We start from the raw sequence: 24640 nt of genomic DNA on the forward strand, positions 1-24640 counted from the left end.
TAAGGGGATGTAATAATGCAAACTCATCAAGAGAATTGGAACACCGTTAATTTAGATAATCCTTCCTATTACAATAATCGAGAGTTAAGCTGGCTCGATTTCAATAGTCGAGTGCTTGAAGAAGCGGTGGATGACCAAAATGCCTTATTGGAAAGGTATAAATTTTTATCAATTTTTAGTTCAAATCTGGATGAGTTTTTCATGGTACGTGTTGCTGGACTCCTGGATCAAGTGAAGGCTGGGTTTAATAAACCTGAGAATAAGGCGGGGCTTACTCCTAAAGAACAGTTGAGTGCTATTTCTGAAAAAGCGCGTTTGCTAGTAAAAAGTCAAGATAAAATATACAGTGATTTGTCCAGCTTATTAGAAGAAGAAGGCGTACGCATCATTTCCATCGATGAGATTTCCTCGAAGGAAATGTCGATTTTGGAAAACTTTTTTGATGAACAAGTTTACCCGGTGTTGACTCCAATGGCAATAGACGCGTATCGTCCCTTCCCAATGCTGTTAAATAAATCCTTAAACTTAGCGGTAGTTATCGAAGAAAAATCGTTAGAAAAAAGGAAGGAATTAGAACTTGATGGCAATTTAGTGATTGTGCAAGTTCCTGCAGTAATTGGCCGTTTTGTAGAGATTCCACAAAAGGGGCAGGAAAGAAAATTTGTTTTGTTAGAAGAAGTTATTTCTCGTTTTATTGAGAAGTTATTTACAGGATTTAAAGTGAAATCTGTGACATCATTTCGGATCACCCGTAATGCTGACTTAACAATACATGAGGATGAAGCAGAAGATTTACTGCAGGAAATTGAGGAAGAATTGAAGAAGCGGAAAAGGGGAGCAGCAGTCCGCTTAGAATATCAGCAGCAGCACAGCAGTCAAGAGGTGATTGATTACCTTAGACAGGTGCTTGAAATTCATTCAAAAGACGTTTTTGATGTACAAGCTCCTTTAGACTTAACATTCCTGTTTTCGTTTTGCAAAAAAATCGAAGCAACACATGAGCATATTGCAGCAAGAACATTTATTCCACAGCCGCCAATCGACTTGGAAGGGGAAGGAACTATATTCGAGAAGATTGCAAAGCAGGACGTTTTGCTGCATCATCCATATGAGTCATTCGAACCAGTTATAGAATTCATGTCACAGGCAGCAGATGATGAAAATGTATTGGCAATTAAGCAAACCTTGTACAGAGTGAGCGGTGATTCCCCGATTATTGAAAGTCTTAAACGAGCAGCAGAGAACGGCAAGCAGGTAACGGTTTTAGTTGAGCTAAAGGCGCGGTTTGATGAGGAAAATAATGTTCAATGGGCGAGGGAATTGGAGCAAGCTGGCTGTCATGTAATTTATGGGATGACCTATTTGAAAACACATAGCAAAATTACGCTCGTTATCCGCAGAGAAAAAGGCAGGGTTCAAAGTTATGTCCATTTAGGGACAGGCAATTACAATGATGCCACGGCAAGAATCTACACAGACATGGGATTGCTGACATGTAATGAAAAAATAGGCACTGACGCGATTAATTTCTTTAATTATTTGAGCGGGTATATGGAAAGACCGTCCTATGAACATTTATCTGTCTCACCATTTGGAATTCGTGATACGTTTATTGAGTTAATTGATAAGGAAATGGACTATCATAAAAAGCATCAGAATGGTAGAATCATAGCAAAAATGAACTCCTTGACAGATAAAATAATTATTAAGAAATTATATGAAGCATCGATTGCTGGAGTAAAGATCGATCTTATCATCAGAGGAGTTTGCTGCTTAAAACCTGGTATTAAAGGGGTCAGTGAAAATATAAGAGTTCGAAGCATTGTGGGAGCATTCTTAGAACATACGAGAATCTTTTATTTTCATCAAAACGGTGCAGAGAATGTATCTTTATCTTCGGCTGATTGGATGACAAGAAACATGGAAAATCGTGTGGAAATACTTTTCCCAATATTAGAAAAACATATAAAAGATAGAATTCATGACTGTTTGCTTTTAATGCTGAAAGATAACTGTAAAGCACGTGAACAGGACAGTAATGGAAGATATCGTTATATACAGAGAAACGATAACCAGAAACAGATAAACAGTCAAAAAATACTCTGTGAAGAAGCAATCCAATATAGAACGAAACTAATGACAGCAAACTTGAATTCAGTTAAAAAATCTAAATTCTTTAATTTTACAGAATTCTCTTTGTTTCGCCTTAAAGCCTTTGTTCCTATATTTAAAAAATAATCTTTTACCGAGCATTCCTTCGAATAGAAGGAATGCTTTTTTACTGATTAAACAATAAAAATAAATTTAAAAACAATATTAATTTATTGTAAAACGATAAAACTTGTGGTAAATTAAACACATAATTAATGAGTGAGGTGTATTTTTGTGAACCAAGTGTCCACGCTGTTTTTAAAGATAGCTGTTATTTTTATTGGTCTACCCATTTTGGCATTATGTGTCTTTGTTGTTCCAGAAATTGGGAGATATGCAGGAGAGCTGCTTTCAAATATAACTTATATAAAATATCTTGTTATTAGCTTTTTTTATGTTTCTGCCATTCCTTTTTTTATTGCGCTTTATCAAGCATTCAAGCTGCTAATTTTTATCGACAAGAATAAAGCCTTTTCGGAGTTATCTGTGAAAGCTTTAAAGGTAATTAAATACTGCGCAATTATCATTAGTGGACTGTTTGTTATCGCAATGCCGCTCTTTTATTTCATGGCTGATGCAGATGATGCGCCTGGAGTTATTATTATTGGTTTGGTAATCATCTTTGCTTCTATGATAATTGCGGTATTCGCAGCAGTGCTTCAGAGGCTTTTACAAGAAGCTATTGAAATAAAATCAGAAAATGATCTAACGGTCTGAGGTGAAAACAATGGCGATAATAATAAATGTTGATGTAATGCTGGCTAAACGGAAGATGAGTGTAACAGAGCTTTCAGAAAGGGTTGGCATAACAATGGCTAATTTGTCGATATTGAAAAACGGCAAGGCAAAAGCAATTCGCTTATCAACTTTAGATGCGATTTGCAAGGCTCTCGATTGCCAGCCTGGCGATATTTTAGAATACAAAGATGAAGATGTGACAGAAGAGTAATAGGTTATGAACTAAACTAATAGGAGGCTTTGCCATGAATACATCATCATTGGTAAAACGGAGCTATAAATCATCTATAAAACAATTGCTTGTGTTTGGGTGGGAGCAGGCTTTGTCTTGCTTGTTTCCAGTCGTTATCTTCGCCTCTTTAGCAATTACACAGTATATACCGCTTCCGTTATTGCCTCGGTATGATTGGCTGCTTCTCATTTGTCTTTTCATGCAATGGCTGATGGTAATGTCTGGTTTGGAAACGAAGGATGAATTAAAGGTTATTACGTTATTCCACATAATCGGACTTGCTCTCGAACTGTTTAAAGTACATATGAGCTCCTGGTCCTATCCAGAGGAAGGATTTACAAAATTCTTTGGTGTTCCATTGTACAGTGGGTTTATGTATGCAAGCGTAGCAAGTTTTCTTTGTCAGGCATGGAGGAGACTGAAGGTAGAGCTAGTTAAATGGCCACCATTTATTGCAGTTGTTCCACTTGCTGCTGCCATTTACCTGAATTTCTTTACACATCATTATTGGATAGACCTGCGCTGGTGGTTATCCGGGTTGGTGATTATCATTTTTTGGAAATCATGGGTAACATATGAGGTCGATGGAATACGGCATAAGATGCCGCTATCGCTTTCTTTTGTGCTGATTGGATTTTTTATCTGGGTAGCCGAAAATATCGCGACATTCTTCGGAGCTTGGCAATATCCAAATCAAGCCGAAGCTTGGAGTCTCGTACATTTTGGGAAGGTAAGCTCATGGCTGTTATTAGTGATTGTCAGCTTTCTAATTGTCGCGACATTAAAGCAGTTGAAAGGAAAAATAACGGAATAAGTGGATGGAAAAGCAACATGTGAATATTGCTTTTTTTAGTGTTTTTGGAAAGTTGATTCGTATAAATTGATGAAACATAGGTTTTTTATCATGAAATTTAGCTGGAAGGGCAAGATAAATTTGGATAAATATTGGAGGGAATCTACAAAATTTTAGAATGGGTGAAGGTGTTTGCGATGGTTTTTCATACATATGCATGTACTGCTGTTATTATCCTCTCTGCTATAGGTTGCTTATCTATTATACGGTTTGACTGGAAGCGTTACGGTCTGATTTTTATCATCAGTGCGATTTCAGGTAACCTATTATGTTTTGCGTTAACGTATATAGGGTTCTATACTTTTTACAACTATTTACTAGAGGATATTTTTATAACCCCAATATTGCTTGTATCGACGTTGTTTCCATTTATCGCTTTATTTGGAATCAGGTACAGCCCTGAGCAATGGATATGGAAAATTCCTTTTTATTGGGGAATTGTCCATTTAGGAGTTTTAGGGGAAGTAATACTGAAATACTCTGTTTTATTTAAATTTGAACCAGAGTGGGATTTATGGGACAGCTATACGTTATGGTGGATAAACTATTTGTTGTTTGAAATGTTAGGCGGGAAAATCATTCCCCCTGAAAGAAGAAATCCGCTAAAGGCATCACTCTTTCGTTATGGTGCATGGGCATGGATCGTCTTACACGTAATATTTATTACAACCATTTTTTTCGCAGGTGTATATGTGGGAGTAACCGTCTTTAAATAATGCTTTCGTATATTTATTTTATACTTATTAAATTATTCATATAGTCATAAAGCTGATTTATAAAGGTTTGAAGTGCTGTATGAGATAAACTAATAAAAATACGTCTGTAAAAAAAAGATTGTCAGAAGTTAATAGAGCATGATACTATTAGTTAAAATTAATTCCCTTTAATCTGGTCCAGAGAGTCCAAAAAGGCGAAAGAGCGGTCAGACATATTATATATGTCTAAGTATACCCTTTTGTCCTTTGGATGAAAGGGTATTTTTTATAACTATACTTTAATTAAGTCCTGTGAGGCTTGAAAGGAGAATGACAACATTGGATTATCGCAAAAAAACAGTAGTTGCATCAGTAGCTGGATTAACATTAGAGGGTATGGACATTATGTTTATTTCCTTTGCAATGTCGTTGATTATTGCAGATTTTCATATCGGTATGACTGCAGGAGGACTTATTTCATCTATTACCAATATAGGAATGCTAGCTGGAGGAGTAATTTTCGGGATTTTAGCAGATAAATTTGGAAGAGTAAAAGTTTTTACTTACACCATTTTACTGTTTGCAGTAGGAACAGCCTTAACCGGGCTTGCACAAAATATTGAGCAAGTATACATCTTTAGATTTATTGCAGGATTAGGAGCAGGCGGAGAATACGGCATCGGTATGGCGCTTGTTGCAGAAGCATGGCCAAAGAATAAACAAGGACGTGCGTCTTCCTATGTTAGTGTCGGTGCACAGTATGGTGTTATTTTAGCAGCATTGCTCAGTGCGATGATCCTTCCTGCATGGGGATGGAGAGGGTTGTTTTTCGTAGGTTTAGCACCGGTAATTTTCGCGTTTATTGTTCGTAAAAAACTGGACGAATCGCCAGAATGGGTTGCGTCCCAACAGAAAAAACAGCCTGCACAAAAGAAAGAAGGCAAATTAAAGCAATTGTTTGCAACTCCGAGAATTACAGCAACAACTGTTGCGTTGGCAGTAATGGCCACAGTACAAATCGCAGGATATAACGGCTTAATGATTTGGCTTCCATCGATGCTTCAGCAATCTCAAGGATTGTCCGTATCGAGCTCTGCCCTTTGGACAATTAGCACTGCTGCTGGAATGATTGCAGGTATGCTGACATTTGGACAAATTATTGATCGCCTTGGCATGAAACGCTCTTACGGAATCTTCTTATTCGCTTCAGCAATTGCAGTGTTCTTATACTCCTATGCGTCTGGAAGCATTGGTCTGTTAGTAGGTGGAGCAATCGTTGGCTTCTTCTCAAATGGAATGTTTGCAGGGTATGGGGCATTAATAAGCAAGTATTATCCAGTAGAAATACGCAGTACGGCTACAAATACGATATTCAATTTTGGGAGAGCCTTAGGCGGCTTATCTCCGATATTAGTAGGGTATATTTTACAGCATTCAAACGTAGCAACAGCAATGGGATATTTAGCACTGCTTTATTGCATTTCCTTTGTAGCGATGATCAGCTTGCAAAAAGGAAAAGGGAATGGACAAGCAGTAAACTCTTTATCAAAAGCAGTATAATCAAAAACCGCCATCCTCATTTTGAGAATGGCGGTTTTTTTTGCTTGATTAGCTATGACCGACGATTGAATGTGGTATATAGGGCTCTTCAAGGAAGGCTATTTCATCTGATGTCAGTTTAAATGACAAGGCACCAGCAGCATCCTCAAGATGAGATAATTTTGTTGCACCAATGATAGGAGCTGTAACCTGTTCCTTTTGCAACAGCCATGCAAGTGCAATATTGGTGCGAAGGACACCGTGCTTGTCTGCTAATGCTGCCACACGCTCTATTACTAAGCGATCAGCCTCTGACGTCGCATCATATTTAGATTTCTGGATTTGATCTGTCTCAGAGCGATGTGTTGTTACAGATAAGTCACGCGTTAACCGCCCTGATGCAAGGGGACTGTATGGTGTGACAGCGATATTTTCCTCCTTACAAAGTGGGAGCATTTCTCGTTCTTCCTCCCGGTAAATTAAATTTAGATGGTTCTGCATGGACACAAACTTTGTCCACCCATGTTTTTCTGCAGTATGCAATGCTTTTTGAAATTGCCAAGCAAACATGGCAGAAGCACCAATATACCGTGCTTTCCCTGCTTTCACCACATCATGCAGTGCTTCCATTGTTTCTTCAATAGGAGTGTTATCATCCCAGCGATGGATAATATATAGATCTACGTAATCAGTTCCTAATCTGTTAAGGCTTTTATCGATTTCACTCATTATGGCTTTGCGGGAAAGTCCAGAACCATTAGGACCTGTATGCATTTTTCCATGGACCTTAGTTGCAATGACAACCTCATCACGATTTGCATATTCCTTTAATGCACGACCAAGGTATTCTTCACTTGAACCAAGAGAGTATACATTTGCTGTATCAAAAAAATTAATTCCCATTTCAAGCGCTTTTTTGATAACAGGGCGTGAGTTCTCTTCGTTCAGCACCCATTGATGCAGCCATTTACCTGCATCACCAAAACCCATACATCCAAGACATAATCGAGACACATCTAATCCTGTATTACCAAGCTTTACATACTCCATGTAGCATCCTCCCTAGATAAATTAGCCACTAATACGTGCTGTGTTCATTATGTCATAAAGAAGGAAGGAGTCTTTAGCTTATTCCTATCAAGTGTTTGCCTAATCCTCGCAATTTAATAACAAACACAGCGAAAAAGCTCCTGCTGCCTTGAACTCCGTTAGTTTGCATATACCTTTAGCGGCAAATTAGTCATTCGCTGAATTGTTGTTAAAGGGTCAGGTTGACTACCAATTTAAACTCCTTCGACAGGTTTAATCCAAGAGAATTTTCATAGTAGTAGATAGTGATTTGCTTACAAAAATAGGTAATATATCCCGTCATGTTGCAAACTAGTAAGCTTGTTATTGTAAGCGTATTCTTTTATAATTCAATATGAAGATATTGGAAATGATTTAATTATACATCTTGGTTAATGGAGAGGAGTGATTTGGTGGATTTGACGAAATATCTGTCCGGAAAAATTTCACTGAATGATTTTGTTCATCGCATAAACCAAAGTGGCGCAAGCTTTCATGTTCACTATTGGGGCGTTATGCCGAGGCATTATGACAATCAACTGCATAAGCATTCTTTTTTTGAAGTTTGTTTTGTTGTCGACGGAGAAGGCACTTATATGGATGAACAATCCAGTTACATTCTTCAAAAAAACACAATCTTTTTATCAAGACCAGGAGTACTACATCAAATAAAAAGCGAGCATGGCCTGTCACTGCTTTATGTTGCCTTTGAACTGATTGATTCAGAGTCAAATGAAAGCTGGGTTCAAATTATGGAATCAGCAGAAAAATGTGAGAAGGTTGTTTTATATAATAATAGTGAAACAGAAACAGAGCTATTATGGAAGTCTTTGCTTATACAGGCGACAAGGCATAAGCAACATTTTTTTGAAGAAATGCTAACTAATATCGCTGGCTCCCTTATTATCTCTATTCTTCAAGACTTTGTTTCTGACTTAAATAGAAATAATAATCATAAGCATGATCCTGAACAGCATTCTTTTTTACTTACTCAAGCTCGATTATATATTCACGATAATCTTTCCAACTGCTTAAAGCTGACAGAGGTAGCGCGCCATCTTCATATCTCAGGCAGGCACTTATCGAGGATTTTTATGACAGAATTAGGGGTAAGCTACTCTAAATATGTTCAAGATGAGAGAATAAAAAAGGCAAGCATGCTGCTAAAAAGAAGTGACTTATCATTAAAAGAAATTGCGGAAGAAACTGGTTTCATGAATGTCCAGTATTTCACTAGAGTATTCACTACCATGATGCAAACCTCACCAGGCCGGTTTCGGACCATGTTTATTGATATACATACAACAACATATTCTGATAAATGACCTCCAGCCTTCTGGAGGTTTTTTTGTGATCAATAAAAGATGTCTTCAAAGTATAAAAAGATGTCTCCAAAATTTAAATACTAATCTAGGCGTTTTTAATATAATTACATACGTAGACAACGTAATAATCTTTTTAAAGCAGGCGGTATTTTCCGCTGAATGTAAACGGATTCAATAGAAGTTGATTTAATAGAGGAGGAGAAATCGATGAAATTATCTTATGTAACAGACAGTCTAGCACATCTGCCTTTTGAGGAAATGCTTGATCAAGTGTCAGAGCTAGGAATTGATACAATAGAAATGACAACAGGAGGATGGTCTCCTGCACCGCATTTAAGATTAGATGAACTATTACAAAGTGAGCAAAAAAGAGCGGATTTCTTAAATAGTCTAGCAAAGCGCAATATCAGATTATGTGCATTAAATTGCTCTGGGAACCCATTGGATCCAGGAGAACTAGGGAAACAGCACAGAGAAATTACAGATAAAACGATGGAGCTTGCAGAACTGCTAGGAGTGAAAAAGGTCATTATGATGAGCGGACTGCCTGCAGGAAGCCCTGAAGATAAAATTCCTAACTGGATAACGTATACGGTTAGCTGGCCGCCTGTGCTAAAGGAAATCTTAGATTACCAATGGAACGAAGTAGCGATTCCATATTGGAAAGAGCTTGTAAAAAAAGCCGAAGCTTGTGGTATTGAAAAAATTGCTTTAGAAAATTTTAGTTCCCAATTAGTGTATAACCCGCAAACACTCTTCAGACTGCGGGATGCTGTCGGACCAATGGTAGGGTTGAATCTTGATCCAAGCCATCTAATATGGATGGGAGCAGATCCAATTTTGGCAGCGAGAGAATTGAAAGAGGCAATCCATCATGTTCATGGTAAAGATGTAAGGATAGAGAGACATTTATCTGGTGTTAATGGCATTTTGGAAACGAAAGAAATCACGGATGTTGCTAACAGAGCTTGGAACTATGTAGCAGTAGGCTGTGGGCAAGACTTGCAATGGTGGAAGGAGTTTTTCTCTGTTGTGAAGATGATGGGATATGATGGAGACGTTTCGTTAGAGATGGAAGATTTAACTATGTCAGTGGAAGCAGGTATAAAAACCTCGATTGATGCATTAAAGCAAACACTTAGTTTCTAATTCTTTTTCAATGTCTTTGTAATATAAAATCGGAAAATTCGGATAAAAAGGAGTGTGCCACATGTTGAATGGAGAGAGAAGAATTGCAAGACCGTTACGCTGGGCAATGGTTGGCGGAGGGCGGCTTGGCCAAGTCGGCTACAAACACAGAATTGGAGCATTGCGTGATAATACAGCTTTTCAATTAGTTGCAGGGGCATTTGATATTGAGCCGGAGAGAGGCAAGGATTTCGGCGTAAATATTGGGGTTTCAGAAGGTCGCTGTTACCCTGACTATAAAACAATGTTTGCTAGTGAGGCACTAAGAGAGGATGGGATCGAGGTAGTTTCCATCGCAACTCCAAATGGCACACATTATGAAATATGCAAGGCAGCACTAGAAGCAGGCTTACATGTTATTTGTGAAAAGCCATTATTTTTCACTTCTGAGGAAGGAGAAAAAATTAAAGCACTTGCTAAGAAAAAAGACAAAATAGTCGGGGTAACATATGGATTCTCTGGAAATCAGATGCTTCTGCAAATGAGAGCGATGATTGAACAAGGAAAAATTGGCGATATTCGTGTTGTTGACTTGCAATATACACATGGTTTTAATTCCAATGACAAGTCGGACAAAACGAGCGATGCCCAAAAATGGCGCATTGATCCGAAGGTTGCAGGACCAAGCTTTGTTTTAGGAGATCTGTCTACACATACTTACTATATGTCTCAATTAATCATGCCAGAAATGAAAATTAAAAGGCTGCTATGTGATCGTCAAAGCTTTATTGAAAGTCGTGCTCCACTTGAAGATAATGCTTTTGTAATGATGCAGTATGAAAACGGAGCTGTAGGCAGGCTTTGGACATCCTCGATTAATGCAGGCTGTATGGATGGCCACCGAATCAGAATAGTTGGAACGAAAGCAAGCCTAGAATGGTGGGACAGCAAGCCTAATGAGCTAAGGTATGAAGTTCAAGGTGAGTCGATTCAAACCCTTATACGTGCAATGCCTTACTTGGATGAAGCCTGCATGGCGGATGAGCGATTAGGTGCACTTCATCAGGAAGGTCTTTCTGAGTCCTGGGCAAATATTTACCTGAAATTTGCAATTGCTATTGATGCGAAAAACCGCAAGGATGAAGAAGCATTAAGCAACTTGGTATACCCAGATATTGATGCTGGAATTGCAGGGATCCGCTGGATTGAAAATTGTGTCCGATCTGCCGACAATGGTGCAGTTTGGGTAGAATTTGAGGCAAATAAAGAATTATCCTCCACAAAATAATGACTATCCTCAGGGTCATCATAAGAACTGGTCCCTGAGGAAGAAATCGATTTCATTAGTCTATTAATGAAAGCGCTTCATTTAATAATTGTTAGGTCCTCAGCAGGAAATTTACAAATGGCATTATCCAATATTGTATAAAGGGGTAGTCAAGTATGGGAAATGCAAATATTTCTGAACAACCAGTTCAAGCAAATCGTCCCGAACAAAAGGACCCGAAAAAATTTCTGAAGCTAATAACAATCGTTTCGACTTTTGGCGGACTGTTATTTGGGTATGATACAGGTGTAATCAACGGTGCTCTGCCCTTTATGGCTCAAGCAGATCAATTAAATCTTACACCTTTCACAGAAGGGCTTGTAGCAAGCTCATTAGTGTTAGGAGCTGCCTTCGGTTCTATTTTTGGCGGAAAATTGTCAGATACAAAAGGACGCAGGAAGGTCATATTATATCTTGCCGTACTTTTTTTCTTTTCAGCAGCCGGTTGTGTTATCGCTCCAAATATATCTGTAATGGTCGGCTTCCGCTTTTTGTTAGGTCTTGCTGTCGGTGGTTCTTCTGTCGTCATTCCCTCCTACTTGGCTGAAATGGCTCCTTCAGATAAACGGGGGCGGCTCGTTACTCAAAATGAATTAATGATCGTAACAGGGCAATTTCTCGCCTATATATTTAATGCATTAATCGGCAATATATTTGGAGATACAGGACATGTATGGCGTTATATGCTCGTCATTGCTACATTGCCAGCAATTGCCTTGTGGATTGGTGTCCTTATTTTACCAGAAAGTCCTAGATGGCTTGCATCAAAGGGCAAAATGGGAGAAGCACTGAAAGTCCTTAATCGTATCCGCTCAGAAAGAATTGCCCAGCAGGAATTGCAGGAAATTCAAGCAAACCTCTCAAAAGAACAGAAGCAAGAAAAAATGAGCTTTAAAGATTTAGGCATACCTTGGATTCGCAGGATTGTGTTATTAGGCATTGTACTAGGCTCTATTTCCCAGTTAGTCGGTATTAACTCTATTATGTACTATGGAACTCAAATCCTTGAAAACGCTGGTTTTGGCACAAAAACAGCTTTAATCGCAAACGTGGCAAATTGCTTGATTGCTGTCATAGCTGTTATTGTTGGCATGTCCTTATTAAATAAAGTCAATAGAAGACCGATGCTGCTTACAGGCTTGGTTGGGGTAACAATTGCACTAATATCAATTGGTACATCCGCACATTTTCTAGCAGGCTCTCCCATTCTTCCATACATCGTTTTATCAATGACAGTTATTTACCTAGCCTTTTTCCAAGGAGCTATTGCTCCATTAGTTTGGCTAATCCTTGCTGAAATTTTCCCAATGCGCTTGCGCGGTGTCGGTATGGGGATGGCAGTACTGTTTTTATGGCTGTGTAATTTCTTAGTCGGGCTGTTCTTCCCTATTTTGCTTGCTGGTATTGGTCTTTCTGCAACGTTTTTCTTATTTGCCTTGTTTGCGATTATCGGTGTGATATTTGTAGGCAAAAAGCTGCCAGAGACAAGGGGACTATCATTGGAGGAAATTGAAGGGATTTTTAAAAGCAAGAGTGCTAGTTAATAGTGAGTGTAAAGAGGAAAAAGAGCTCTGCAGTACAGGGCCCTTTTCCAGATGCAATATTATTCTTTCTGATTGTTCTCTGCTGTTTTTATCCAAGAATCAATATAGTCTAGGTTGAAAATAATTGTTTTGCCAAGTAAACGCTGATGCGGAATGCGCTTTGCCGCAATCAATTTCTGCACTGTTTCTTCGGATAAGGGATAGTTTACCGATTGAAGGTAAGCTACTAAACTTTGTATTCCAACTGCCTTTCTCAAGGGAAATCACCTCCTACAAATGCCTCCTTAAATTTTGATAAGGAGAAATCAGTTGAAGGTACTTCTCTAAGAAAGGTTGCTATATAAATACCCTAATAAAAAAAATATAATCTTTTTTAACTAGCTGTAAAAGTGAAAAAAAAGACAACCGTTTTACTATAATTAACCGTTGATATATAAGCAGTAAACAGGGAATTCTATTCCTTTTAGTTTTCTTATTTTTATCTTTTGTTTTCACTAATTTCTTAAACTTTTTTTGAAAGTGCTGTTGACAATCTTCAAAAACAGCAATATAGTAATAATCAAATCTTAACAAAACAAAACCGAATAAATCATTTCTTATCCAGAGAAACCGAGGGACAGGCCCTATGACGTTTCGGCAACGGGTTTAATTAACACCGTGCTAATTCCTGCAAATGTGTTTTACACATTTGAAAGATGAGAATTGAGGATTTTATATGAAAACCCTCTTTTTTTTCTTCTGGATATAGAAAAAAAAGAGGGTTTTTTGTTGTTTATGAAGCAAGAGGAGAGTGAAGGAGCTTGATAGAATTCAGCCAAGTGGCTAAGACATTTGTATTGGGAAAAAGAAGAGTGGAAGCTGTTAAAGACGTTTCCTTAACCATTCAGAAAGGAGAAATATTTGGGATTATCGGCTTTAGTGGTGCTGGTAAAAGCACATTGCTGAGACTTGTAAACTTACTTGAAAGTCCGTCAAACGGCTCCATTAGTATTCAAGGCGAGGATTTATCAAGCTTTAGTGCAAAAGAGGTGCGTAAGCTAAGAAGACGGATCGGCATGATTTTTCAGAACTTTAACTTATTTACTTCAAGAACAGTAGCAGGCAACATCGCCTATCCTTTAAAGCTTGCAGGCAAGCCAAAGGGAGAAATCAAGGCAAGAGTCGATGAGTTATTACAATTTGTTGGATTGACAGATAAAGCGAACGATTATCCTGAACAGCTGTCTGGCGGGCAGAAGCAAAGGGTCGGCATCGCAAGGGCACTTGCGAATTCTCCAGATATACTGATATGTGATGAAGCAACTTCGGCTTTGGATCCTGATACGACAAATGAAATATTGCGTCTGCTAAAAAAAGTAAACAAGGATTTAGGAATTACGATATTGCTGATCACACATGAAATGAATGTTATTCAAACGATTTGTGACAGAGTTGCTGTTATGGAGAATGGGGAAGTCATTGAATCAGGTAATGTATTTGAGACTTTTACAGACCCGCAGCATCCGACGACAAAAAGATTCATTCAATCTGTACAACAGGATCGTCCGTCAGAATCCTTGCTTCAGCAATGGCAACAGAGTGGTGGTAAGAATCTGTATCGAGTCATTTTTAAGGGAGAGCTGGCAAATAGGCCATTACTATCACAAATTTCACGAAAGAATAATGTGGATGTCAATATAGTGTATGGTTCTGTGCAAGAGCTGCAAGAAAAGTTTTTTGGAAATTTATTAGTCTCTTTTGAAGGAGAAGCATCAGCTATCCATACAGTTATAGCTGAATTAGAAAAGGAAGTCTCTATTGAGGAGGTGCTTATAGGATGAAGGTCGATTGGGCAACGTTTTGGCCGCGAATTGTAGATTCGACAGGCGAAACCATTTTAATGGTCATCATGACTTTGATTTTTGGTTCAATTCTGGGTATTTTGATTGGATTACTTTTATTTGTTACAAGAAAAGGCAATATTTTGGAAAATAAACTAGTTTTCCGATTGCTGAATTTACTTATTAATATTATCAGGCCTATTCCATTTATTATTTTCCTTGTTGCAATTAGTCCTCTTACTCGGTCAGTTATTGGTACAACAATTGGCACATGGGCAGCGATCTTTCCAATGACAATAGCTGCATCATTTGGTATAGCAAGGGTAGTTGAAAATAATCTTATTAGCATTGATCCAGGTGTAATTGAAGCAGCAAAAGCAATGGGTGCAAGCCCGTTCCAAATCATCTTTACTGTGTTAATACCAGAAGCACTGGGTCCGCTTATTCTCGGATTAACCTTTGTAACTATTAGCTTAATAGATTTCTCCGCAATGGCAGGAACTGTCGGCGGCGGCGGATTAGGCTATGTTGCAATGACATATGGCTATCAACGGTTTGATGGCAGTGTCATGCTGGTGACAGTCATCATCTTAATATTGCTTGTGCAGATAGCGCAATGGATAGGCAATACATTATCTAGAAAAATAATGCGCAGATAACAAAAAACAGAAAATGAAGAGGGGAAAAGAACATGAAAAAATTAGCGAAATTATTTATTGTATTACTTGCAGTTTGGGCTCTTGCAGCATGCGGAAATGAATCAGCTTCAGGCGATTCAAAAACAGTGAAAGTAAAAATTGGTGTAACCGGCACAGATGGTGAAGTATGGCCACTTTTAAAAGAAAAAGCGAAAAAAGAGGGAATTGATATTGAACTAGTGGAGTTCTCTGATTATACACTTCCAAACCAAGCACTAGCGAACAAGGAGATTGATATTAACTCATTCCAGCATATTGCCTTCCTTAGTCAGTTTGCCAAAGAAAATAATGCAGATTTAGAACCAATTGGTGCTACAGTTATTGCTCCTATGGGTATTTACTCGGAAAAAATCAAGGATATTAAAGAATTGAAAAAAGGCGATAAAATTGCTATTCCTGATGACCCATCAAATCAGGCGCGTGCATTAAAGCTTCTTGAATCAGCAGGCTTAATCAAACTTTCAGATGACTTTGGACTTTTCGGTGATCCTACTAAAATTGTTGAAAATCCAAAAGACCTAGATATTTATCCAGTTGTTGCACAGCAGACTCCACGCCTTCTTCCAGATGTAGCAGCATCTGTCATTAACAACGGTGTTGCAGGCCAGGCAGGGTTTGACCCAGTTAAGGATCCAATTTACTTAGAAGATGCAGATGATGAAAGTGTTCTACCATATGTAAATGTTTTTGCGGCACGATCAGAGGATGCAGACAATGAAACATATAAGCGCATTGTGGAGCTATACCATGAGGCAGACATGATAAAAGCAGTAGAAGCAGATACAAACGGTGGCTCCATCGTAGTTGATACACCGAAGGAAGAGCTAGTAAAACAATTTAAAGGACTATAGGAGGGTATTAGCATGAGCAAAGTGGATACAGGTTTAGATGTAATTAATAATTCCGTTGAGAGCAAAAAGGATCTTTATGTACAAACAAGTCAAGCAATACATGCCAGACCTGAAATCGGCAATCAAGAGTTTTTTGCAAGTGAATCCTTAGGAAATTTATTGGAGAGCGCAGGATTTACGGTAGAAAAGGCAGTAGCTGGGCATGAAACTTCCTTTTATGCAGTGAAGGACAGCGGAGTATCTGGACCAACTATCGCTTTCCTTGCAGAATATGATGCTCTTCCAGGTCTTGGGCATGCGTGCGGTCATAATATCATTGGTACAACAAGCACAGCTGCAGGAATCGCACTTGCAGAAACACTTGCAGAAACAGGGGGGCGTGTTCTTGTATTAGGAACTCCTGCAGAAGAAGGCGGACCAAATGGCAGTGCAAAGGGCAGCTTTGTAAAGCATGGCTATTTAAAGGATGTTGACGTTGCATTAATGCTGCATCCTGCTGGAAAAACATCCTTGACGAGTGAAACACTTGCTGTTGATCCTTTAGATTTTCATTTCTACGGAAAAGCAGCACATGCTGCAGGCTCACCTGAAAAAGGTATTAATGCATTAGATGCGGTCATCCAGCTTTTCAATGGTATTAACGCACTACGACAGCACCTCACAGATGATGTAAGAATACATGGAATTATTACACATGGCGGAGATGCTCCTAATATTGTTCCTGAATATGCTTCAGCACGCTTCTTTATTAGGGCTGAAGCATGGAAAAAAGCAGAAGAAGTGTCATTAAAGGTCCGTGCTATTGCTGATGGTGCTGCACTCGCAACTGGAGCGACTGTTAAAGTAGAAAGATTCCAAAATGAAGTGAAGGATTTTGTGCTAAATGACGTATTGGATGATATTTTAAAAGGGGAGCTAGAAGCAGTTGGCGAAAAAGTTTCGTTAGAAAAAGCGACTGGAAAAGGGTCAACAGATGCTGGTAATATTAGCTATGAAGTTCCGACAGCTCACGGCCATATTAAAATTGGGCCAGATGATTTAATTGCACACACAAATGAATTCAGAGAGTCTGCACGTTCAGAAGTTGGCGATAAGGCAATTATTAGCGGAGCAAAGGCATTGGCGGCAACAGGCTACCGTCTGCTGAAGGATTCTGTGCTGCTTCGTCAAGTTAATAAGGCATTTGATACAGCTAAAGCGGCAAAAAACAACTAACAGCTAATAGCTTTAAGAAAAGACATAGAGCTTAGGTAAATGCCGTTTCTTAAAATACGATGAATCATATACTCATAGTGAGGATATCGTCCATTCTCATTTCAATTGGATCCATCATCATATTATTATTTCTTTTAAGCGCACCGTTATAGAAGGTGCGCTTTTTTTTGATTCTAGTATTAGTTACCCTCTGCAAAATAATCGAAAATAAAGCCTTTAAACTGTAAGGCAGCAGGGGAAAGATAACGTCCATCAACCCAAGCTAAAGCAATAATTCTTTCATATTCAGGAGGATTAATGGTTATCTTGACAATGTTATTCATGTCGGTTCCTTTCATATCTGGCAGGATGGAAATGCCTAATCCTGCTGCGACTAAACCTGCAATAGTGTCTGCTTCATCCCCTTCAAAAGCTATCTTAGGCTGTATTCCTTTTTCCTGTAACATTTCCTCTGTTAATATCCGCAGTGCATAGCCCTGCTTTAACAGAATGAACGGTTCTTCTGCTAACAGGTGCAAATCGATGCTAGCATGCTCAGCAAGCATATGTGTTTTAGGTACATAAACAAATAGCTGTTCACTAAAAAGCTTCGTCCATTCGATTGGTGTAAGTAATTCAATCGGACTTACTAGACAAAAATCTAATTCTCCTTTTTGCATATCATCCAGTAGGGAGTGTGAGGGGCTTTGCTTTAAGGTGATATTAATATTGGGAAATTTGCAGCGGAAAGCTGCAATTACATCTGGGATTAAATTCGTACTTAATGTATGCAAAAAACCAAAGGAAACGGCCCCTCGTCCAGGCTCTAGAAATTCCTGTATTTCCTTTTTACCAAGTTCAAATTCCTTCATCATAATGTCAACACGCTGTAAAAACAGCTTTCCATACTTATTAAGTCTGATTGAACGTCCTTGTCGTTCAAATAATGGAGCACCTATCTCTTCTTCAAAGCGGGCAATCGACCGACTTAAGGCAGGCTGTGTAATGCAAAGTGCTTCGGCTGCTTTTGTCACATGCTCCATTTGGGCAAGCGTTCGGAAGTATTCAAATTGTTGCCATTCCATTTCGGCTTCTCTCCTTATTACATTAATGCATTAATATTATTATTATTATGAATTATACATCATAATTGACAGATGATAACATTAAGTCGAAAACATTAGAAGGAGATGTACTTTTGTAATGGCCATAAAATACGGTACACCGATATTTCGTAAAACAAGCTTTGCTTTTTTTGCGGCAGGCTTCAACACTTTTGCCATTCTGTATTGTGTTCAACCATTGATGCAGGACCTTGCTTCAGAATTTCAGCTTTCTGCAACAATGGCTAGCTTAGCTTTATCACTTTCGACGATTTGCTTAGCGGTTAGTATGCTGCTTTTTGGGTCATTGTCTGAAGTATGGGGACGAAAGCCTACTATGGTTTATTCGATGCTTATAGCTTCCATTCTATGCTTATTGACTGCCATCACTGATAATTTTCATGTTTTGCTTTTTTTGAGGATTTTAACAGGAATTGTTTTGGCAGGAGTGCCGTCTGTTGCAATGGCATATCTGGGAGAAGAAGTGGAATCTGTTAGCTTAGGAAAAGCGATGGGACTTTATATTAGCGGCAATGCTATAGGAGCAATGGGTGGGAGAATTATTTCAGGAATCCTGAGTCATTATTTTGGCTGGCATATTGCGATAGGTGCTGTTGGGATTATTAGTATTGCAGCTACCGTTATTTTTGCTTTAACGCTAAGACCCTCGCACAATTTTAATGCAAAAAGCTTCGGAATATATAATCTCGGCAAGTCATTAACTGCTCATTTAAAGGACCCAGGCCTGTTATGTTTGTTTGGATTAGGGTTTTTGCTGCTTGGAGGTAACGTAGCACTGTTCAATTATATTGGCTATGTGCTGACAAGTGAACCTTATTCGCTGCAGCAAGGCGTGGTGAGCTGGATTTTCCTATTATTTGTTATCGGGATGTTCAGTTCGATTTGGATTGGCAGACTAGTAGACCGCTATGGACGTCAATATATTCTGCTAATGAATCTTGTGCTTATTATAGCAGGAGCCTTACTTACGATTAATGAGAGTTTACTAGGTAAAATTATCGGCTTAGGCATGACAACATTCGGTTTCTTCGGAGGCCATTCGATTGCAAGTGGCTGGGTCAGTCAAAGAGCAGTAAATAATAAAGCCCAAGCATCTTCGCTGTACTTATTCCTGTATTATGCTGGCTCAAGTGTCGGCGGAACACTTGGTGGAGTGTTTTGGACATCTATTGGCTGGAGTGGAGTAGTCTCAATGGTTATTGCCTTTTCCATTCTAGGTATTATTCTTGCTGCAGTGCTTCTTAAGATTACAGGAATCAGACAGCAGCCAATTAAGAAAACAAAACATCTGCAAATAGATAAGTAAGGAGGCTGAGGCTGAGACAAAATCCTAACTTAACACAAAAAAGGGATACCTTCTGCCATAAACAGAAATATATTTGCCACAGCTTCCTTATAAGAAGCGATCAAATTATCTTAAAGAAACCGATAATAAAATAATTAAAGACTCTTTCACTTAATCCTCTCTTCTTTAAAATTTAGTTAGTCTAGATTCTCTAAATCATGTAAAATAAGGATAAGTTTTACAAAAATAGATAAGGACGTGTTTAAATGAAATTATCTTTAATGGAAAAACTCACTCTTATTATCTTAGGTATTTGTACTTTAATTTTTATTTATGGGTATATAGAGAATAAAGACTGGATAAATATTGCATTTTTATTAATTCCTGCTGTGTATGTTATTAGACTTATTATAATAAAAAAAAGAGAAAATGACATGGTAGATTAGGATAATAGAATGATAGCTTAGAATTGCCAGATTTAAATAAAGAAAAAAATAGTGGGTAGTCATCCGTCGATGACTTTACCCACTATTTTTTGTACATTTTACTTATCAGTCATTTGATTTCATTTCAATTTGACGTAATACTCTTCCACCTAAAGTAGAGGAGGCATTATATAAATATTGGAGAACAACACTTCTCGTTTCATCAGCAACCTTTGCAAGGTCATTGGCCAGATTCTCAACTAAATGGTCCTGCTGTATGGAAGGAAGTGTATGAAAGTACTGGCCGGCCTGTGTAAAGTCGTCTTGTTTTGGAATACTGGAGCGTTGGAGGCGACCTTCTACATGCCTTCCTTTACCGCTTGTCACGAGCGCTGATGGCTCCCAGTCCTGCTGGTTGTTAATGGGTATTGATCGAAAACCAGAGCCTAGACGGTGCCGCTGAGAATCCCAGTATATATTGGAGCGCCCCTGCAGCATCTTATCATCAGAAAGCTCTGCCCCTTCTAACAGATTGGAAGGGGAAAAGGCCACTTTTTCGACCTGTTCCATATAATTGTATGGGTTGCGATTTAAAATCATCCGACCAACAGGAAGAAGGGGGTACTGCTGTTCATCCCATACCTTCGTGTCATCAAGTGGGTCATATGGCAAGCGAGCCTCATCAGCTGTTTCCATTAACTGAACATAGAGAATATATTCGACCTTTTTGCCTTTTTCAATTGCCTCAAACAAATCCTTCCCAGCAATATCAGGATCCGAACCATTCCAATAAGCAGACTCTTTACTGTCAATAAATTTGATGCCAGAGGACGGAAGCCAATGATATTTTACATAACGTCTTACACCTTGGGCATTTCTCCATACATATGTACTCACACTGTGGCCAGGGATATGCCGGAGACTCTTAACTGTACCTGCATCAGAATATAAGCGGACAACGAAATGTATGGACTCAGGGGCACGGGCAACAAAGCTCCAGAAGCGATTTGGATCAAGCAGATTGTTCACTGGGGAAGGAAGAAAGGCTTTAATCGACTCAGGAAAGCGAATCGCATCACGGACAGAAAAAACGGGAATATGATTGCAAATCAAATCGAAAATACCTTTTTCTGAATAAAACTTTGTAGAAAACCCTCTCACATTCCGCGACGTATCCGGAGTGCCTTTCGTACTGACAGCAAGCGAAAACCTTACTGTAACTGGCACCTGCTGTCCTGGCTCCTGTAAAAAACATAGCTTCGTATATTCGCTCATAGAATGAATCGTTTGAAAGTAGCCAAAAGCACCATAGCCTTTTACATGTACGGGTCTTTCTGGAATTTTTTCATGGATAAAATTTTCTAATGTTTCATGAAGAATATTATCCTGTTCCAAAACAGGACCTCTTTCTCCAACCGTCTCTGAATGCAACGCCCCAGGTAAATCATCCTGCCAGTTCGAGAGGTCTGTGTGATTCGCTTTTTTACTGTAAAAATGTCGTTCCTTTTCTTTCAATATAAACCAACCCCTGATTATTTATTGGAAATAATCCTTTATAAAAAGGAATGCTTAATCTTAATAACGATACAAGTTATTCCGCAGTTTGCTAATATATGACAGACTTAAGCTGCTTTATTAAGAATGGGGTCAAATCCTCCTAAACTTTAGAACTTAGCTTTACAAAATAAACACAAAAGGTTTTTTTGTTTCCTTTTGTGTAATTTTATCCTAGATGTGTTAAGGTAATTAAAAAAAGTGGAGGTTTTCTATGAGAAAATATGCTGCTGGACTTTCCATTGTTTTAACATTAATAAGTATCAGTCCCTTTTTTTTAAATGCTATTGATGAATGGCTAGTGGAAATATTTATTGTTTCTTTCCTAGCATCATTAATATTAGGATTGTATGCAAAGAAAAGTATTTTGAGAAAGCTTGCTCTTTGGTTTTTATGCATAGTATTTCTAGTCCTTGTACTATTTTATGTTGTGATGACCTTGCTGTGGAATAAACCATAAAACTGGAGACAAGCGGTATATTTTCTTGGTTTATTGCTTGTTGTGACTTCTCTATGTAGTTTATTAAGAAATCGTATAAAACTGGTGCTATTAATACTTATAAGTCTTTATGACAAAGAGGAGGGATCACCTAGTGAATCTTCCTTTTTTGTCATCAAGACTTTTTCATTCATAAAGAATAGATTTTCATAACCGCATTATCCGATTAATTTCTTTGAACATACTTCAAATGGTGTTAACTGATTTCTTATTGCCAGATATGAAGAGACTAGATATAATAGTTTTATAATTTGTATGTACAAATTTAATAAATATACAACAATTAGATAGATAAGTATGAATGAGGAGGGCAATAATGAAATTTCCACATGATTTTTTATTTGGTGCAGCATCTGCTTCTTACCAAGTGGAAGGAGCATGGAATGAGGATGGTAAGGGGGTAACAAACTGGGACGTATTTTCGAAATTACCAGGAAAGACTTTCGAAGGGACGAATGGTGATGTCGCAATTGACCATTATCATCGCTATAAAGAGGATATTAAATTAATGGCTGAGATGGGTCTTGAATCCTATCGTTTCTCTGTGTCATGGGCACGCATTCTGCCTACAGGTGATGGAGAAGTTAATGCTAAAGGCTTGGAGTTTTATAATAATCTTATCAATGAGTGCTTGAAATTCGGCATCGTGCCATTTGTGACATTGTATCATTGGGATTTGCCACTAACTTTAGAAGAGGATGGCGGTTGGACAAATAGACGTACAGCAGATGCATTCGTTAAATATGCAGAAGTTTGCTTCCGTGAATTTGGGGACCGTGTTAAACATTGGATCACTTTCAATGAAACGGTCATGTTTACAGGGTTAGGCTATTTAAAAGGTGCACATCCACCAGGCATTACGAATGATGAGAAGAAATATTTCCAAGCAACACATTATGTGTTTTATGCTCATGCTAAAGCAGTAGAAGTGTATAAGAGCTTAAAGCAATACGGTGAAATCGGAATTACACATGTGTTTTTGCCTGCCTACAGTGTGGACGGCAAGCAAGCAAATATCAATGCTGCACAGCATGCGAATGAATATGAGACTTTTTGGTATTATGATCCGATTTTACAAGGAGAATATCCATCTTATGTTGTGAAGCAGCTAGAAGAAAAGGGTTGGACTCCTAGCTGGACAGAGGAAGAACTAGATACATTGAAAAGAAATGCAGAAAGTAATGATTTTATCGGCTTGAATTATTACCAGCCAATCCGTGTTGAAAGAATTGCAGAAGGTTCGCTTGCAATGGAGCATTCAAGAGAATCCTCCACACTTGCTCCTGGTAACCCATCCTTTGACGGATACTATCGAACAGTCAAAATGGATGACAAAACATATACAAAATGGGGCTGGGAAATCTCTCCACAAGGCTTCCTTGACGGCTTGCATATGTTAAAAGACCGCTATGGAGATATTAAAATGTACGTAACTGAAAATGGCCTTGGCGACGAGGATCCAATCATTGATAACGAAATAGTCGATGTTCCTCGAATTAAATATATTGAAGAGCATTTAAAGGTTGTGAAGCGTGCAATAGAAGAAGGAATTAACTTAAAAGGCTATTATGCATGGTCTGTTATTGATTTGTTAAGCTGGCTTAACGGTTATAAGAAGCAGTACGGATTTATTTATGTCGACCACGCTGATAATCTGAACAGAAAGAAAAAGCTTTCGTTTCATTGGTACAAGCATATCATTGAAACGAGAGGGGAAGAGCTTTAATATAAAACGAAACCTCCTATTGTAAATAGGAGGTTTTTTTGCTGGTGAATCATTTTAATCAAGTCATTTATTGTTTACAATAGAGTCAATACACTAACTGTTTTTTTATGAAGGAGACTTTTATGGCAGTAAAATATAGAGAGATAGCGGAGTTCTTGGAGAAGGAAATTACAGAAGGGAAATTTGACGAGACGAATAAACTTCCAACAGAGGAGGAGCTTGCCAAACAATTTGAGGTAAGCAGGAGCACTGTCAGAAAAGCAGTCACACAGCTTGTTAATCGGGGCTATATTTACCAGGTTCAAGGGAGCGGGATGTTCCTGAGAAAAAAATCGGAAACAGATTATATCAACTTAGGGAGCTTGCGTGGTTTAACAAAGGATTTGCCAGCTAAAATAATTGAAACGAAGGTTTTAGAACTGCATGTCATGGAGGCAGATGACGAGCTGGCAAGTAGACTTCAATGTGAAACAGGAGCCAAATTGTACTATACAAAGCGTTTGCGCATTGTCAATGAAGAGCCTTTTTCCATTGAAATCAGCTATTTTAAAAAGGATATTGTTCCATATTTAAATGAGGAAATAGCTGTACAATCAATTTATACCTATTTAATTGAAGACTTAAAGCTAAGCATCGGGTTTGCAGACAAGGTGATAAATTGTGCGTTGATGGAGGAAGACACAGCCAATTTGCTGCAATTAAAAAGCGGCGATCCTGGATTGATAATCGAAAACACCGTATCACTTACAAATGGCATCATATTTGAACTGTCGAAATCGATCTTTCATTTTCAGAAAGCAAAAATATTGAATAGAGTTAGCTTTAAATAAGAAGCAGATTAGTCGGATATTTAGGTATTCCTGC

General features: G+C 38.3%; 23 protein-coding genes and 1 riboswitch. Of the genes, 19 read left to right on the top strand and 4 right to left on the bottom strand.

Annotation, left to right across the window (positions count from 1 at the left end; genetic code table 11):
- The first annotated feature begins 15 nt into the window (after nt 1–15).
- The 6 genes from NQZ71_RS24090 to NQZ71_RS24115 all read left to right on the top strand — a co-directional run bounded on the left by NQZ71_RS24090 (nt 16) and on the right by NQZ71_RS24115 (nt 6229).
- Nucleotides 16–2238 (top strand): RNA degradosome polyphosphate kinase, encoded by a 2223-nt coding sequence (locus NQZ71_RS24090; RefSeq protein WP_275008627.1) that lies wholly within the window; start codon nt 16–18, stop codon nt 2236–2238.
- Nucleotides 2239–2385: 147 nt separating this feature from the next.
- Complete coding sequence (locus NQZ71_RS24095) at nt 2386–2868, top strand: DUF2975 domain-containing protein (protein ID WP_260054986.1); 483 nt, start codon at nt 2386–2388, stop codon at nt 2866–2868.
- A 10-nt stretch (nt 2869–2878) separates the two neighbouring features.
- Nucleotides 2879–3100, top strand: a complete 222-nt coding sequence (locus tag NQZ71_RS24100; protein ID WP_144457660.1) for a helix-turn-helix domain-containing protein — start codon at nt 2879–2881, stop codon at nt 3098–3100.
- 34 nt (nt 3101–3134) lie between these two features.
- Nucleotides 3135–3935, top strand: coding sequence for a DUF817 domain-containing protein (locus NQZ71_RS24105; protein ID WP_317011905.1), 801 nt, complete (start codon nt 3135–3137; stop codon nt 3933–3935).
- A 176-nt stretch (nt 3936–4111) separates the two neighbouring features.
- Entirely contained in the window at nt 4112–4690 is a 579-nt protein-coding gene (locus tag NQZ71_RS24110; RefSeq protein ID WP_317011906.1) for a CBO0543 family protein, read from the top strand.
- A 318-nt stretch (nt 4691–5008) separates the two neighbouring features.
- The gene (locus NQZ71_RS24115) at nt 5009–6229 is read left to right on the top strand and encodes an MFS transporter (protein ID WP_144457655.1); all 1221 of its coding nucleotides are present in this window, start codon (nt 5009–5011) and stop codon (nt 6227–6229) included.
- A gap of 48 nt (nt 6230–6277) precedes the next feature.
- Here the strand turns inward: NQZ71_RS24115 and NQZ71_RS24120 are convergent, their stop codons facing one another.
- Nucleotides 6278–7258, bottom strand: a complete 981-nt coding sequence (locus NQZ71_RS24120) for an aldo/keto reductase (protein WP_144457653.1) — start codon at nt 7256–7258, stop codon at nt 6278–6280.
- Nucleotides 7259–7689: 431 nt separating this feature from the next.
- Between NQZ71_RS24120 and NQZ71_RS24125 the strand changes: the two genes are divergently transcribed.
- The 4 genes from NQZ71_RS24125 to NQZ71_RS24140 all read left to right on the top strand — a co-directional run bounded on the left by NQZ71_RS24125 (nt 7690) and on the right by NQZ71_RS24140 (nt 12600).
- Nucleotides 7690–8601 carry an AraC family transcriptional regulator gene (locus tag NQZ71_RS24125; protein WP_260054989.1) on the top strand — a complete coding sequence of 304 codons (912 nt, stop codon included), beginning with the start codon at nt 7690–7692 and terminating at the stop codon, nt 8599–8601.
- A gap of 207 nt (nt 8602–8808) precedes the next feature.
- Nucleotides 8809–9750, top strand: coding sequence for a sugar phosphate isomerase/epimerase family protein (locus NQZ71_RS24130; protein ID WP_317011907.1), 942 nt, complete (start codon nt 8809–8811; stop codon nt 9748–9750).
- Between the two features lie 61 nt (nt 9751–9811).
- Nucleotides 9812–11017, top strand: coding sequence for a Gfo/Idh/MocA family protein (locus tag NQZ71_RS24135; protein ID WP_275008630.1), 1206 nt, complete (start codon nt 9812–9814; stop codon nt 11015–11017).
- A gap of 155 nt (nt 11018–11172) precedes the next feature.
- Nucleotides 11173–12600, top strand: coding sequence for a sugar porter family MFS transporter (locus NQZ71_RS24140; RefSeq protein ID WP_317011908.1), 1428 nt, complete (start codon nt 11173–11175; stop codon nt 12598–12600).
- Between the two features lie 59 nt (nt 12601–12659).
- Here NQZ71_RS24140 and NQZ71_RS24145 read toward each other — a convergent pair whose 3' ends face one another.
- Nucleotides 12660–12857, bottom strand: a complete 198-nt coding sequence (locus NQZ71_RS24145; protein WP_144457643.1) for a MerR family transcriptional regulator — start codon at nt 12855–12857, stop codon at nt 12660–12662.
- A gap of 336 nt (nt 12858–13193) precedes the next feature.
- Nucleotides 13194–13302, top strand: a riboswitch (SAM riboswitch).
- A gap of 98 nt (nt 13303–13400) precedes the next feature.
- On the opposite strand from NQZ71_RS24145, the gene NQZ71_RS24150 reads away from it, so the two are divergent.
- From NQZ71_RS24150 to NQZ71_RS24165, 4 genes are read left to right on the top strand one after another with little or no spacing between them, the layout of a single operon-like run.
- Complete coding sequence (locus NQZ71_RS24150) at nt 13401–14420, top strand: methionine ABC transporter ATP-binding protein (RefSeq protein ID WP_144457641.1); 1020 nt, start codon at nt 13401–13403, stop codon at nt 14418–14420.
- Complete coding sequence (locus NQZ71_RS24155) at nt 14417–15079, top strand: methionine ABC transporter permease (RefSeq protein ID WP_144457639.1); 663 nt, start codon at nt 14417–14419, stop codon at nt 15077–15079. Before NQZ71_RS24150 ends, NQZ71_RS24155 begins: the two co-directional genes overlap by 4 nt.
- A 32-nt stretch (nt 15080–15111) precedes the next feature.
- Nucleotides 15112–15969, top strand: coding sequence for a MetQ/NlpA family ABC transporter substrate-binding protein (locus tag NQZ71_RS24160; protein ID WP_317011909.1), 858 nt, complete (start codon nt 15112–15114; stop codon nt 15967–15969).
- 12 nt (nt 15970–15981) lie between these two features.
- Nucleotides 15982–17184 carry a M20 family metallopeptidase gene (locus tag NQZ71_RS24165; protein WP_317011911.1) on the top strand — a complete coding sequence of 401 codons (1203 nt, stop codon included), beginning with the start codon at nt 15982–15984 and terminating at the stop codon, nt 17182–17184.
- A 179-nt stretch (nt 17185–17363) separates the two neighbouring features.
- On the opposite strand, the gene NQZ71_RS24170 is transcribed toward NQZ71_RS24165, so the two are convergent.
- Nucleotides 17364–18248 carry a LysR family transcriptional regulator gene (locus tag NQZ71_RS24170; protein ID WP_317011912.1) on the bottom strand — a complete coding sequence of 295 codons (885 nt, stop codon included), beginning with the start codon at nt 18246–18248 and terminating at the stop codon, nt 17364–17366.
- A gap of 118 nt (nt 18249–18366) precedes the next feature.
- Between NQZ71_RS24170 and NQZ71_RS24175 the strand changes: the two genes are divergently transcribed.
- Nucleotides 18367–19593 (top strand): MFS transporter, encoded by a 1227-nt coding sequence (locus NQZ71_RS24175; protein ID WP_317011913.1) that lies wholly within the window; start codon nt 18367–18369, stop codon nt 19591–19593.
- A gap of 245 nt (nt 19594–19838) precedes the next feature.
- Entirely contained in the window at nt 19839–20018 is a 180-nt protein-coding gene (locus NQZ71_RS24180; protein WP_317011914.1) for a hypothetical protein, read from the top strand.
- A gap of 105 nt (nt 20019–20123) precedes the next feature.
- On the opposite strand, the gene NQZ71_RS24185 is transcribed toward NQZ71_RS24180, so the two are convergent.
- On the bottom strand, nt 20124–21512 hold the full coding sequence (locus tag NQZ71_RS24185; protein WP_394374142.1) for a catalase: 1389 nt from the start codon (nt 21510–21512) through the stop codon (nt 20124–20126).
- A gap of 253 nt (nt 21513–21765) precedes the next feature.
- Between NQZ71_RS24185 and NQZ71_RS24190 the strand changes: the two genes are divergently transcribed.
- The 3 genes from NQZ71_RS24190 to NQZ71_RS24200 all read left to right on the top strand — a co-directional run bounded on the left by NQZ71_RS24190 (nt 21766) and on the right by NQZ71_RS24200 (nt 24606).
- Nucleotides 21766–22011, top strand: a complete 246-nt coding sequence (locus tag NQZ71_RS24190; protein ID WP_317011915.1) for a hypothetical protein — start codon at nt 21766–21768, stop codon at nt 22009–22011.
- A gap of 355 nt (nt 22012–22366) precedes the next feature.
- Complete coding sequence (locus NQZ71_RS24195) at nt 22367–23776, top strand: GH1 family beta-glucosidase (RefSeq protein ID WP_317011916.1); 1410 nt, start codon at nt 22367–22369, stop codon at nt 23774–23776.
- 122 nt (nt 23777–23898) lie between these two features.
- A complete protein-coding gene (locus NQZ71_RS24200; protein WP_260054998.1) occupies nt 23899–24606 on the top strand; it encodes a GntR family transcriptional regulator in 708 nt (235 codons plus the stop codon).
- Nucleotides 24607–24640: the final 34 nt, after the last annotated feature.

Origin of the sequence: Niallia taxi (assembly GCF_032818155.1) — a bacterium.
Taxonomy (GTDB): Bacteria; Bacillota; Bacilli; order Bacillales; family Cytobacillaceae; genus Niallia; species Niallia taxi_A.